Below are 13,369 nucleotides of genomic sequence, written 5' to 3'. Positions count from 1 at the left end.
TGATGTGGCTGTATGCCGCAGAGGATTCTATTGCATAATTGTTTTATATAAAATGTCAATATAACCTCTGCTTAAAAACAGAGGTTTTTTTTTGAATTCTAAGTTCCGTAATCTCATGATTACAGCTCTATAATTTTGTTTTTTGTTTGTTAAGACTGTCTTTGGTTTTACTCCCGAAGGCAGTCTTTTAAAAAAAAGTATGGGAGATTTGTGTTACATAGATGAAAGTTACGTGCTTAAATCGGAAATTGTGAATGGTGGAATTGAACTTACCTACCAAATTTTTGGTCAACCGATAGGAACGGCTCCAGTGGTGTTGGTTAATCATGCTTTGACAGGCAACTCCAACGTGGCGGGTGAAAATGGATGGTGGAAAAGTTTGATTGGTGAGAATGAAGTTATAGATACCGAAAAATTTACCATAATCTGTTTTAATATTCCTGGAAACGGATTTGATGGAAAAAGAGAAAATTTACTAGTTAATTATAAAGATTTTACAACAAAAACCATTGCAAATTTGTTCTGGGAAGGATTGAAATACATTGGTATAGAAAAGCTTTATGCAGTTATAGGAGGAAGTTTGGGTGGAGCGATTGCTTGGGAAATGGGATTTTTGAAACCGCAAGCCATTGAGTACATTATACCCATAGCGACAAATTATAAAGCAACAGATTGGTTAATTGCAAATGTTTTAGTCCAGGATCAAATTCTGAATAATTCCAAGCAACCAATACACGATGCACGTTTGCATGCAATGTTGTTATATCGAACGCCACAATCATTTCAGGCTAAATTCAAGACAAGTCATAATGAAGGTTTGTATCAGGTGGAATCATGGTTGTTGCATCATGGAAAGCAATTAGAAAATCGTTTTTCACTGTCATCTTATAAGTTGATGAATCATCTTTTGAAAACTATCGGTCAGGATATCGACAAGCAAGATTTATTGTTTTTTGCACAAAATACGAATGCAGTAATTCATCAAATAGCGATTACAACCGATTGTTTTTTTACGCCAGATGAAAACCAAAATGCTTATCAATTAATGCGATCCGTAAATGATAAGGTTCAGTATTCAGAAATTGAATCGATTCATGGGCACGACGCTTTTTTGATTGAATACGAACAGCTCAATGCTATTTTAAAATCCATTTTTACAATACACAATAACTAAACACAACACAATAAGCCGGTAAGTTCATTTTTTTTGATTTACCGGCTATTTAAAACAATGCAACGATGAAAATTTTAAAATTCGGAGGAAAATCTCTTGGAAACGGAAAAGGAATTGAACAGGTAATTGCAATTATTGCCAAAAAATATTTTGACGGAGAACGCATTTCTGTAGTTGTTTCTGCTAGAGGTAATGCCACAGATCAACTTTTGGCTATTTTGGAGAATGCCAAAAACGGAAATGATTATTCGCTAAGTTTTGCCGAATTTAAAGAATATCAAACTAACGCTACCAATGCTGATTTGTTTATTTCGGAGTTTTCAACTCTGGAAAAACTTTTCGAAGGTGTGAGTTTGTTGGGAGATTATAGTGAGAAAATAAAAGATCAGGTGGTTGCTTTTGGAGAAATTCTATCTGCGAAATATGTGACTTCTGTTTTGAATGAAAAAGGTTTGAAAGCGAGATTTGTCGATGCGAGAGAATTGATTAAAACCGATGCGAATTTTGGTAATGCACAACCTATTGATTCTTTAACTCAAAGAAACATTCAAAAATCGTTTGAAAATAACGAAGCGATTTCGATTGTAACCGGATTTATCGCCTCTACAGTCGATGGTGAAACAACTACTTTGGGACGCAATGGAAGTAATTATACTGCTTCTTTGTTGGCTAATTATTTAAATGCAGAAGAATTTCAAAATTTCACACATGTTGACGGAATTTATACCGCGAACCCAGATTTAGTTGCTGATGCCAAAAAAATTGAAAGACTGTCATTCAGTGAGGCCAATGAACTGGCTAATTTTGGCGCCAATATTTTGCATGCGAAGACGATTATTCCATTGGTGGAAAAAAATATTCCATTGCGTATACTGAATGTATTCAATCCGGATAATCAGGGAACATTAATCACTGCCGAACAAACCGATGAAGGTATTAAATCTTTGTCGATCTTAGATACTGTTTCTTTGATTAATTTGGAAGGCAGAGGATTGCTGGGTAAAACCGGTATCGATGCTCGTATTTTTAGGGTAATGGCAGATTACGGAATTAGCGTGAGTATCATTTCGCAAGGTTCTTCGGAAAGAGGAATTGGGATTGTGGTTAATGCTGATAGAGCTTCGGATGCATTAATAGGACTAAAAAAAGAATTTGAAACCGATTTTTATACCCGCGATGTGAATGCTATTACTGTGGATGATAATGTTTCGGTAATTTCAATCATTGGGCAGGATTTGAGTACGTTTCATAAGCCATATACTGCTTTAATTCGAAATAAAATCGTTCCCATTTTGTTGAACAATACTAGTACGGGAAGAAATATCAGTTTGGTGATTAAAAAACCCGATCTGAAACGTGCACTGAATGTAATTCACGGTGAAATTTTCGGTGTTTCCAAAAAAATCAATATTGCTGTTTTCGGACACGGATTGGTAGGTGGTACATTGATTGATCAAATTTTGTCTTCTGCCAAAGCTATTGAAGAGAAAAAAGGGATTAAACTGAATGTCTTTGCTATTGCGAATTCAACACAATTAATTTTGAAAAAAAATGGAGTGAGTGACAATTGGAAAACCGAAATTGCCGAAAATGGAAAATCTTACACGATTCAGGACGTGGTCAAGTTTGCCGATGAAAATCATTTGGAAAACTTAATTGTTGTTGATAATACAGCAAGCAAAGAGTTTGTTCGAAACTATGTAGAATTAATTGAAAATGGTTTTGATGTGGTTTCTTCCAATAAAGTGGCCAATACGCTGAGTTATGATTTTTACAAAAAACTTCGTAATGCACTTGAAAAAAACCAAAAGTCGTATTTGTATGAAACCAATGTTGGCGCCGGGCTTCCATTGATTGATACTATAAAATTGCTGCATTTGTCAGGTGAAAATATCACCAAAATTAAAGGGGTTTTCTCAGGTTCTCTGAGCTTTATTTTTAATCATTTTTCTGTGGAAGATAAGCCGTTTAGTGAAGTGTTGAAAGGTGCAATTTTGAATGGCTACACAGAGCCAGATCCAAGAGAAGATTTATGTGGTAACGATGTTGCGAGAAAATTGTTAATTTTGGCACGAGAATTGGATTTGCAAAATGAGTTTGACGAAATCCAGATTCAGAATTTAATCCCTGAAACCTTGCGCGCTATTTCAACCGAAGCGTTTCTAGGCAATCTTATTGAATTGGATGCGTTTTATGAAGAGGTAAAGCATAAACAAAGTGCCGGAAATGTTTTGCGCTATGTGGGTGAACTTTCAGGTGATTTGCAACAGGACAAAGGGAATTTGGAAGTGAAATTGGTTTCTGTGCCGGAAAGCTCCGCTTTAGGCCAATTGAAAGGTTCTGATTCGATTTTCGAAATTTATACGGAATCGTACGGCGAACGCCCGATAGTGATTCAAGGTGCCGGTGCAGGAGCTTCGGTTACTGCTCGTGGCGTTTTTGGTGATATTTTAAGAATCGCCGATAAAAGTTAATAATTGTAAATGAAATAATGTAAATGGGTTCAAAATTAGTGATACTTGCAGCGCCGCTGTTTTTGGTTTTTCTTCTATTGGAATATTATATCGCCAAAAAAAGAAATCAAGAAGTGTTTAAATATGGTAGTTCGGTTTCGAATATTTCTATTGGAATTGCCGAACGTTTCATCAATTTGTTTGTTGGTGGGTTATTTTATGCTGTTTTTGTATTTGTTTATGAAAACTTTGCCTTATTTGAAATTACCAAAATGTGGTATGTTTGTTTGCCGTTGCTTGTAATTGCCGATTTTGTTTGGTATTGGTACCATAGATTCGGGCATCAAATCAACTTATTTTGGGCAGCGCATATTGTTCACCATCATAGTGATGAGTTTAATTTTACAGCAGCAACCCGTATCACCACCATTCAGGCGTTTATCAGAACGCCTTTCTGGTGTTTATTGCCTTTGTTGGGTTTTCATCCGGATCAGGTAATGCTGGTTTTGGTTTTGCATGGGATGTATTCTTTTTTTACACATACTCAGGTAATCAATGCGCCTAAATGGTTGGAATATGTTTTAATTACGCCTTCACTTCACGGTGTTCATCATGCCTCGAATGAAAAATATTTAGATAAAAATTTTGGCGATGTTTTTGTCTTTTGGGATAAACTCTTCGGGACTTTTCAACAAGAAGAGGAAAAGCCAGTTTATGGTATTACTCATCCTTTAAACAGATACAGTTTTTTGTGGCAGCATTTTCATTATTATCTTGAAATTATTGAAGGTGTTAGAAGGGAAGCAACAATTAAAGGTAAGTTGAGAATAATTTTTGGAAGCCCAGAAGTGATGGATCAGAATATTCGTCCTGAGATTGAGAAAACTTTTTTTGAGGAAAGAAAGGAAACGACTTTGAGCGAGAATTTGAAGAAATACGTAAATAGCCAATTGTTTTTTGTGTTCTTATTGTTGACTTTTATCACATTTTCTTTTGCTGATTTGGACGGTTTTGAAAAGTTTAATTTCACAGGAATAGTGATTGTGACGTTAATTAATATCGGCGCATTGCTAGAACAAAAAAAATGGATTTACTACCTTGAAATTTTCAGATTATTTTTCTTTACGATGCTTTGCAGTCATCAAATAGATAGTTGGCTACTTGTTTTCGTAATGCTTAATTCGTTGGTTCTACTTTGTTTAAGTAGTGCTTCCAAGAAATGGTATTTTTACCATTTTTTAGAATACGAAAGAATTGACGGGTAATTTTCTATTTAAATAAAGAAGCATAGAATAAAAATCCAATTCAAATCGTATTATTAGTAAAAAACGGAAAATATTTCTTTTTCCATTTTTTATTAGTACTTTTGCATCGTTCATAATTTTAGTATCGTTATCAAGAAAGCGGGAGGGAATAGACCCTGTGAACGCTTAGCAACCCTACGCTTGTAGAAGGTGCTGCATTCTAGCCTCTATGCTATTTTTTAGTACAGTAAGGCAAAGATAACTAGAGTAGTTTTCTCTCTCTTTTTAGATAACATAATGGAATTGTGTGCCCCAAATCAGGCATGTATTGCCTATTATGTTACAAATTATGTCAAAAATTCAATCCGAAATTAAAAATAGAATTCTCGTGCTCGACGGTGCCATGGGAACTATGTTGCAACGTTACAAATTCGAGGAAGATGATTTTCGCGGAGAACGTTTCAAAGATTTTCCACATCCGTTAAAAGGGAATAACGATTTGCTTTCGTTGACCCAACCTGAAGCTGTAAAAGAAGTGCATCGTTTGTATTTTCAGGCTGGTGCCGATATTGTTGAGACCAATACATTTTCCGGTACAACTATTGGTATGGCTGATTATCATATGGAGGATTTAGTCTACGAACTGAATTACCAATCCGCAAAAATAGCGCGTGAAGTCGCTGATGAGTTTACCGATAAGCCTCGATTTGTAGCGGGTTCCATCGGGCCTACAAACAGAACAGCATCCATGTCGCCTGATGTGAATGATCCAGGTTACAGAGCGGTAACGTTCGATGATTTACGAATTGCCTACAAACAACAGGTAGAAGCCTTGTTGGATGGTGGTTGCGATGTACTATTGGTGGAAACCATATTTGACACCTTAAATGCAAAGGCAGCCCTTTTTGCAATTGAAGAGGTTAAAGAGGAACGAAATATAGACGTGCCTATCATGGTGTCAGGCACTATCACTGATGCTTCTGGAAGAACTCTTTCGGGACAAACAGTTGAAGCTTTCTTGATTTCTGTCTCGCACATTCCTTTATTGAGTGTAGGTTTTAATTGTGCTTTAGGAGCAGATTTGCTGAAACCTTATCTGAAAACATTAGCACACAATACATCATTCAATGTTTCTGCTCATCCCAATGCTGGTTTGCCCAACGCCTTTGGTGAATACGACGAAACTCCAGAACAAACTCAGGCATTTATCAAAGAATACCTGGAAGAAAATTTAGTGAACATAATAGGTGGATGCTGTGGAACAACCCCAGATCACATTAGAAGAATGGCAGAAATCGCTAAAAACTATAAGCCAAGAACAACACAAGAAGTAGTTTGATACAATGAGTGAGGAAAGAAGAAATTTACTATTATCAGGATTAGAGCCTTTAATTATTACACCAACCAGTGTTTTTGTAAACGTTGGTGAGCGTACCAATGTTACAGGTTCAAGAAAATTCCTTCGATTAATAAAAGAAGAGAAGTATGATGAGGCTCTCGATATTGCAAGACAGCAAGTGGAAGGGGGCGCTCAGATTATTGACATTAACATGGATGAAGGAATGCTGGATGGTGTACAAGCCATGACCCGATTTCTGAATCTTATTGCTGCCGAACCCGATATCTCCAGAGTGCCTATCATGATTGATAGCTCGAAATGGGAAATTATTGAAGCAGGTTTGAAAGTAGTACAGGGGAAGTGTGTTGTGAATTCTATTTCGTTGAAAGAAGGAGAAGCAACATTCATTGAACATGCCAAATTGATTAAAAGATACGGTGCAGCAGTTATTGTGATGGCTTTCGATGAGGTTGGTCAGGCAGATAATTACGAGCGTCGAATCGAAATTTGTCAAAGATCGTATGATATTTTAGTGAACAAGGTGAATTTTCCACCCCAAGATATCATTTTCGATTTGAATATTTTTCCTGTAGCAACAGGAATGGAGGAACACCGCTTGAATGCTTTGGATTTTTTCAGAGGTACAAAATGGGTTCGAGAAAACTTGCCACATGCACATATCAGTGGCGGTGTAAGTAATGTTTCTTTTTCGTTTAGAGGGAATGATACGGTACGCGAAGCCATGCATTCGGTTTTCTTATATCATGCCATTCAAAATGGTATGACGATGGGGATAGTAAATCCGGAAATGTTGACCATTTATGATGATATTCCTAAGGATTTATTGGAACATGTAGAAGATGTTATTTTGGACCGACGTGATGATGCAACTGAGAGGCTTTTGGATTTTGCCGAGAGTGTAAAAGGTGAAGTAAAAACAGCAGAACGTGCCGGACAAGAGTGGAGAAATGGTTCGGTGCAAGAACGTTTGACGCATTCTTTGGTGAAAGGAGTGGATGAATTTATCGAAATCGATGTGGAAGAAGCACGCCTTTCGGTGAGCCGTCCTATAGAAGTTATCGAAAATCACTTGATGAACGGAATGAATGTGGTTGGTGATTTGTTCGGAAGCGGAAAAATGTTTTTGCCGCAGGTGGTAAAATCAGCTCGTGTAATGAAAAAAGCCGTGGCATATCTGCTCCCATTTATCGAAGCACAAAAAGATGGAAAGTCGTCGAGTGCAGGGCGTGTCTTGATGGCTACTGTGAAAGGTGATGTGCATGACATCGGAAAAAACATTGTTTCGGTGGTGTTGGCATGTAACAATTTTGAAATCATTGATTTGGGCGTAATGGTGCCGCCTGAAAAAATCATTGAAACTGCCGTTAAAGAAAAGGTGGATATCATTGGTTTGAGCGGCTTGATAACTCCATCATTGGATGAAATGGTATATCTGGCCAAAGAATTGGATAAATTGAATATTAAAATACCAGTAATGATCGGGGGAGCTACAACTTCACGCGCGCACACTGCGGTGAAAATTGCTCCTGAATATAAGGAAACAGTCGTGCATGTCAATGATGCATCTCGAGCTGTAACGGTTGCAACTAATTTATTGCAAACGGATACAAAGTTGACTTATGCAAAATCTCTTCGTGATGAATATGATACCTTGCGTGAAGGCTATTTGAACAGAAGTCGTGAGAAAAACTTTCTGTCAATTGCAGAGGCTAGAAAGAACAAGTTCAAAACGGATTGGGAAAGTTATCGACCAATTAAACCTAACTTCATTGGCGCTAAAACGATAGCAATTGATTTATCTGAATTGGTAGATTTCATTGATTGGACACCTTTCTTTCAATCGTGGGAATTGTATGGTAAATTTCCAGCCATTTTAACGGATGAAGTAGTGGGCGAACAAGCGACTTCCTTATTTGAAGATGCTCAAAAAATGCTATCTCAGATTATTGCCGAAAAATGGTTTACTGCTAAAGGTATTTTAGGAATTTTTCCAGCCAATCAAGTCAATGACGATGATATCCTGGTGAGTGATGAAAATGGAAAAGAATTGGTGCAATTTTTGACGCTTCGTCAGCAATCTCAAAAAACGGCGGGTGCTCCTAATATTGCTTTGGCCGATTTTGTAGCACCTATTGAAGAAGTTCAGGATTATTTAGGTTGTTTTTGTGTGACGACCGGTTTTGGTGTGGATGAAAAAGCGACTGAATTCGAACAACAATTGGATGATTATAATTCAATTTTGGTGAAGGCTTTGGGGGATCGATTAGCAGAAGCTTTTGCCGAATACTTGCATTTAAAAGTGAGAAAAGAAATTTGGGGATATGCATCCGATGAAAATCTGACTAATGAAGAATTAATCAAAGAAAATTATAAGGGCATTCGACCAGCGCCAGGTTATCCTGCCTGTCCGGATCATTTGGAAAAACCGACTATTTGGAAACTATTGAAAGTAGAAGAAAATATAGGGGTTACATTGACTGAGAGTATGGCGATGTGGCCAGCCGCATCGGTTTCGGGATATTATTTTGCCAATCCGCAAAGTAAATATTTTGGTCTCGGAAAAATCAAAGAAGATCAGGTCGAAGATTATGCTAAAAGAAGAAATATAAGTAAAGAGGAAGCTATGAAATGGCTTTCACCAAATATCGCCGATTGAGTATTTGGAATGACTTATAAATTATAATTCAAAATCAAGAATGAAAGTAACGCAACATATAGAAAAAGCCAACGGAAGAACACAGTTTTCCTTCGAAATTTTACCGCCTTTAAAAGGTCAGAATATTCAATGTATTTTTGACGGAATTGATCCCCTAATGGAATTTAAACCGCCATTTATAGATGTGACGTATCACCGCGAAGAATACGAATTCAAAGAACTGGAAAATGGTTTATTGCAAAAGAAAATTGTAAAAAAACGCCCCGGTACAGTTGGAATCTGTGCAGGTATTCAAAATAAATACAATGTAGATGCTATTCCCCATATTTTATGTGGTGGATTCACTAAAGAGGATACGGAAAACCTGTTGATTGATCTGGATTTTCTTGGAATTGATAATGTGGTGGCATTGCGTGGAGATGCTGTAAAAAGTGAAATTTATTTCAAACCTGAAAAAGATGGAAATACCTATGCTTCTGAATTGGTAAAACAAATCAGTGATCTGAATAATGGATTGTATTTAGATGCCGATTTACAAAATTCTAATGCTACCGATTTTTGTATTGGTGTGGCAGGTTACCCTGAAAAACATATGGAAGCACCCAGCATGGATAGTGATATTTACTTCATGAAACAAAAAATTAAGAATGGAGCCGATTATATCATCACGCAAATGTTTTTCGATAATCAAAAGTTTTTTGAATATGTTGAAAAATGTCGTGCCGCAGGAATCACGGTTCCTATTATACCGGGATTAAAACCAATTGCCACCAAAAAGCAACTGAATTTGATTCCACACCGATTCAAAGTGGATTTACCGGACGATTTAATTATGGCTGTGGTAAAAGCTAAAGATAATGAAGCGGTGAAGCAAATTGGTATCGAATGGTGCATCAATCAAAGTAAAGAATTAGTAAAAGCAGGAATCCCTGTATTGCATTACTATTCTATGGGTAAAGCTGAAAATATTAAGGCGATAGCCAAAGAAATTTTTTAAATAGAAAAGGCTGCAGTTGCAGCCTTTTTTGATATTGCGATTGTGAGTACTAGCATTGCATTCGCATAAGTGACGAAAATATAAAGACTGGAGGAGTAATAATACTTACTAGACAAAGTAAAGCAAGTGGTATATAAAATCTGGTTCTAAATCGGATTAAAAGAAATAAGGCAATGGTATTGATTACGAATGTCGCAAAAAACCACAATGTAAAAGCAGGAGAATCTGTATATTCATTTGAAATCAATACTGTACCACATAAAAATTCAATCAAGAATGTGATTGCTATGTTTTTACTGAGATTTTCCTTCATGAAATTATTTAGTCTTCTCTCTAAAAATACTTTCTAAGTTTTTGCTTTTTAATGATAGTTGTAAAGTTTTTAAACCATTTTGTTGGGCAAAGTCAAAAACAGCAGGACGCATATCATTTTCAGTAGTAAATATCAATTCCCAGTTGTTTTCAGTCGTGTTGTTAGATGCCTTTAAGTTGGGTAACTCTTCAAGTAATGTTGCATTCACAGGTAAGTCAAATTCTACTTCAATAACTTGCTCTACCACTTCTTGAACTAAATTTTCAATAGTGTTATCGGTTACAATTTTTCCTTTATTGATAATAATTACTCGGTCACAAATGGCTTCTACTTCCTGCATAATGTGAGTCGATAGGAATACGGTTTTGTCTCTTCCGATATTTTTGATCAAATCTCGAATTTCAACCAACTGATTTGGATCCAATCCCGTGGTGGGTTCATCCAAAATCAAAACATCAGGATTGTGTAATAATGCAGTGGCTAGTCCAACGCGTTGACGGTATCCTTTTGATAATTGGCCAATTTTTTTATGCGATTCTGGAGTCAATCCTGTCAGGGTTATTACTTCTTCAATGCGGGATTTGTCTACTTTATAAACGTCGGCATTGAAGGTGAGGTATTCTTTTACATATAAATCCAGATAAAGTGGATTGTGCTCAGGAAGGTAACCAACCGATTTCTGTACATTGATTGTGTTCTCTTTTACATCAAAATCATTCACTTTGGCAAGGCCTTCGTCAGCATTGATATAGGTAGTCAAAATTTTCATTAAAGTTGATTTTCCTGCTCCGTTTGGCCCAAGAAAACCTACAATCTCTCCTTTATTAACTTTGAATGAAACATTGTCTAACGCTTTTTGTGCGCCATAACTTTTAGAAATATTCTGAACTTCAATTGACATGGAAAATGTATTTAGAGCAAAAGTAATAAATTTTAATTATAGCCTGATTGTAAATTAATGGTTCTTTAACGGTTTTTTGTTTATTGTTTTATTAAATTTGTTAAACAAAATAAATAAATCATGGCAAAGAAAAAGATAGTAGAAATTTCAAAGGATACCATAGTGTCAAATTACACCGATTATGTATTGACGCAGGGTAAGAAACCGCATTCAGTTTATGATTTTGCTAAAAGTATCGGCTTGGAAGAAGCAGAGTTCTATAAGTACTTTGCCTCATTTGAAGCTTTAGAAGAACAGTTTTTCTCCGACATGTTGCAATATACATTGGAATTATTGTCTACTACTTCGGAGTATGAGCAATATGACGCACCTCAAAAATTATCCTGTTTTTATTTTACGTTCTTCGAAGTAGCTACAGCAAATAGAAGCTTTGTAATGAATTTATTGCATCAGGAAAAAATGCCACTAAAAAATCTATCGAAGCTTAAAACCCTAAGAAAAGATTTCTTGAATTATGTCAAAACAGTTTTGGATACACCTTTTAAATTTGAAAATCAAAGAATTACAGATCTTCAAAATAGGGTGATACATGAAGGTGTGTGGTTACAATTTTTATCTATTTTCAATTATTGGACGGAAGATAAATCGCCTAGTTTCGAAAAGACAGATGTTTTCATAGAGAAATCGATAAAAGCAAGTTTCGACATGGTTTACAATGTACCTGTTGAAAGTATTTTGGATTTCGGAAAATTCATCTGGAAGGAAAAATTTGGAAACTTTAATTCGAGAAAATGAAAAAAATAGATTCAATTCCAACGAACAAAGTAGAACGAGTAGCTAAATTAGTAACTACTGGCGTAAAAGTTGGCGGGAATTACCTTAAATATTACGGTGAGAAAGTGGTTAATCCTAGTTTAACGAAAGAAAAACTACATGAAAACAATGCTTCTGATATTTACGACGGACTTAAAGAATTAAAAGGTAGTGCTCTAAAAGTGGCGCAAATGTTGAGTATGGAGAAAAATTTACTTCCTCAATCGTATGTGGAAAAATTTTCTTTGTCACAATTCTCTGTACCGCCGCTTTCTGCCCCATTAGTCCGCAAAACGTTTAAAAATTATTTTAAAAAATATCCAGAAGATTTGTTTGATGAATTTTCTGCAGATTCTATCAATGCAGCAAGTATTGGTCAAGTACATAGAGCCAAAAAAGAAGGAAAAGAGCTCGCTGTAAAAATTCAATATCCAGGAGTCAGAGAAAGTATCAGTACTGATATTGCGATAGTCAAACCAATTGCCATTCGGATGTTCAATTTGCAAGGTACATCTGATGAATATTTTCAGGAAGTGGAAGATAAACTAACAGAAGAAACTGACTATCAGTTGGAACTGCAACAAAGCGAAACTGTTCGCAAAGAATGTCAGCAAATTGAAAATTTAAAACTACCAAGTTATTATCCGCAATTTTCTTCTGATAAGATTATAACAATGGATTGGATGAATGGAGTGCATTTGTCTGAGTTTTGTGCAACTGAAACTTCACAAGAAAAAAGGAATAAAGTGGGACAGACGTTGTGGAATTTTTATATGTATCAAATTCATCAATTGAAAAAATTTCACGCGGATCCACATCCGGGTAATTTTTTGGTAGATGAAGAAGCGAATTTAATTGCCATTGACTTTGGTTGTATGAAACAAATTCCAGAAGGGTTTTACAAACCTTATTTTGAAGTTTCCACACCAAATGCTTTAGCGGATATGGACTATTTTAAGAAAAAATTATTCGAATTGGAAATTTTAAAGTCAACCGATACGCCTACAGAAATGGATTTTTTTACGGCCATGTTTCACGAATTGTTAACGGTGTTTACCGAGCCGATTCATAAAGTAGATTTTGACTTTGCCAATCCAGAGTTTTTTGGAAAAATTGCTTCATTAAGTGAAAAATTTGCTAATGACAAACAACTTCGTAAAATGAACGGGAATAGAGGTTCAAAACATTTTATTTATGTAAACCGAACTTTCTTTGGCTTGTACAATTTAATGTTTGATATCAAAGCGAAAATTAAAATCAACGACTTTGAAAAATACTTATCATAAAGGAAATAAATCCTATTTGCCTTCCAAAATATGTAGCTCTTGCGGCAAGCCATTTTCATGGCGAAAAAAATGGGAGAAAAATTGGGAAGAAGTAAAATATTGCAGCGATTCATGTAGAAAAAGCAAAGTAATAAATCATTTGGAGTAAATTTTTGATTTATTAAATAAAATA

Annotated in this window: 10 protein-coding genes and 1 riboswitch; of the genes, 9 read left to right on the top strand and 1 reads right to left on the bottom strand. The window is 35.7% G+C overall.

Translation table 11 applies throughout. The features are described 5' to 3' along the window. The first annotated feature begins 142 nt into the window (after nucleotides 1-142). From ACFO7M_RS01915 to metF, 6 genes are all read left to right on the top strand, one after another. Entirely contained in the window at nucleotides 143-1,174 is a 1,032-nt protein-coding gene (locus ACFO7M_RS01915; RefSeq protein ID WP_379733732.1) for an alpha/beta fold hydrolase, read from the top strand. A 65-nt stretch (nucleotides 1,175-1,239) separates the two neighbouring features. After that, a complete protein-coding gene (gene thrA, locus ACFO7M_RS01910; RefSeq protein ID WP_379718814.1) occupies nucleotides 1,240-3,648 on the top strand; it encodes a bifunctional aspartate kinase/homoserine dehydrogenase I in 2,409 nt (802 codons plus the stop codon). 23 nt (nucleotides 3,649-3,671) lie between these two features. Then, nucleotides 3,672-4,892, top strand: coding sequence for a sterol desaturase family protein (locus ACFO7M_RS01905; protein ID WP_379733730.1), 1,221 nt, complete (start codon nucleotides 3,672-3,674; stop codon nucleotides 4,890-4,892). Between the two features lie 124 nt (nucleotides 4,893-5,016). Then, nucleotides 5,017-5,136: riboswitch (SAM riboswitch) on the top strand. A gap of 84 nt (nucleotides 5,137-5,220) precedes the next feature. Then, on the top strand, nucleotides 5,221-6,210 hold the full coding sequence (locus tag ACFO7M_RS01900; RefSeq protein ID WP_379718821.1) for a homocysteine S-methyltransferase family protein: 990 nt from the start codon (nucleotides 5,221-5,223) through the stop codon (nucleotides 6,208-6,210). A 4-nt stretch (nucleotides 6,211-6,214) separates the two neighbouring features. After that, nucleotides 6,215-8,887, top strand: a complete 2,673-nt coding sequence (metH, locus tag ACFO7M_RS01895) for a methionine synthase (RefSeq protein WP_379733728.1) — start codon at nucleotides 6,215-6,217, stop codon at nucleotides 8,885-8,887. A 40-nt stretch (nucleotides 8,888-8,927) separates the two neighbouring features. Then, nucleotides 8,928-9,884 carry a methylenetetrahydrofolate reductase [NAD(P)H] gene (gene metF / locus ACFO7M_RS01890; protein ID WP_379718827.1) on the top strand — a complete coding sequence of 319 codons (957 nt, stop codon included), beginning with the start codon at nucleotides 8,928-8,930 and terminating at the stop codon, nucleotides 9,882-9,884. A gap of 317 nt (nucleotides 9,885-10,201) precedes the next feature. On the opposite strand, the gene gldA is transcribed toward metF, so the two are convergent. Next, nucleotides 10,202-11,098 (bottom strand): gliding motility-associated ABC transporter ATP-binding subunit GldA, encoded by an 897-nt coding sequence (gene gldA / locus ACFO7M_RS01885; protein WP_379733726.1) that lies wholly within the window; start codon nucleotides 11,096-11,098, stop codon nucleotides 10,202-10,204. Nucleotides 11,099-11,218: 120 nt separating this feature from the next. Between gldA and ACFO7M_RS01880 the strand changes: the two genes are divergently transcribed. From ACFO7M_RS01880 to ACFO7M_RS01870, 3 genes are read left to right on the top strand one after another with little or no spacing between them, the layout of a single operon-like run. Next, complete coding sequence (locus ACFO7M_RS01880) at nucleotides 11,219-11,893, top strand: TetR/AcrR family transcriptional regulator (RefSeq protein ID WP_379718833.1); 675 nt, start codon at nucleotides 11,219-11,221, stop codon at nucleotides 11,891-11,893. Further along, entirely contained in the window at nucleotides 11,890-13,197 is a 1,308-nt protein-coding gene (locus tag ACFO7M_RS01875) for an ABC1 kinase family protein (protein ID WP_379733724.1), read from the top strand. The genes ACFO7M_RS01880 and ACFO7M_RS01875 overlap by 4 nt, the downstream gene beginning before the upstream one ends. Further along, entirely contained in the window at nucleotides 13,145-13,345 is a 201-nt protein-coding gene (locus tag ACFO7M_RS01870) for a DUF2256 domain-containing protein (RefSeq protein ID WP_379733721.1), read from the top strand. Before ACFO7M_RS01875 ends, ACFO7M_RS01870 begins: the two co-directional genes overlap by 53 nt. Nucleotides 13,346-13,369 lie beyond the last annotated feature (24 nt).

Origin of the sequence: Flavobacterium sp. GCM10023249, assembly GCF_042653365.1 — a bacterium.
Lineage (GTDB): Bacteria > Bacteroidota > Bacteroidia > Flavobacteriales > Flavobacteriaceae > Flavobacterium.
Note: the sequence above shows the minus strand (reverse complement) of the source record. Positions and strands in the feature narration are given on the sequence as shown.

Coding starts and splice junctions, on each gene's coding strand:
- thrA (WP_379718814.1), top strand. CDS start 1,240: ATGAAAATTTTAAAATTCGGAGGAAAATCTCTTGGAAACGGAAAAGGA.
- ACFO7M_RS01880 (WP_379718833.1), top strand. CDS start 11,219: ATGGCAAAGAAAAAGATAGTAGAAATTTCAAAGGATACCATAGTGTCA.
- metH (WP_379733728.1), top strand. CDS start 6,215: ATGAGTGAGGAAAGAAGAAATTTACTATTATCAGGATTAGAGCCTTTA.
- ACFO7M_RS01905 (WP_379733730.1), top strand. CDS start 3,672: ATGGGTTCAAAATTAGTGATACTTGCAGCGCCGCTGTTTTTGGTTTTT.
- ACFO7M_RS01900 (WP_379718821.1), top strand. CDS start 5,221: ATGTCAAAAATTCAATCCGAAATTAAAAATAGAATTCTCGTGCTCGAC.
- gldA (WP_379733726.1), bottom strand. CDS start 11,098: ATGTCAATTGAAGTTCAGAATATTTCTAAAAGTTATGGCGCACAAAAA.
- ACFO7M_RS01875 (WP_379733724.1), top strand. CDS start 11,890: ATGAAAAAAATAGATTCAATTCCAACGAACAAAGTAGAACGAGTAGCT.
- metF (WP_379718827.1), top strand. CDS start 8,928: ATGAAAGTAACGCAACATATAGAAAAAGCCAACGGAAGAACACAGTTT.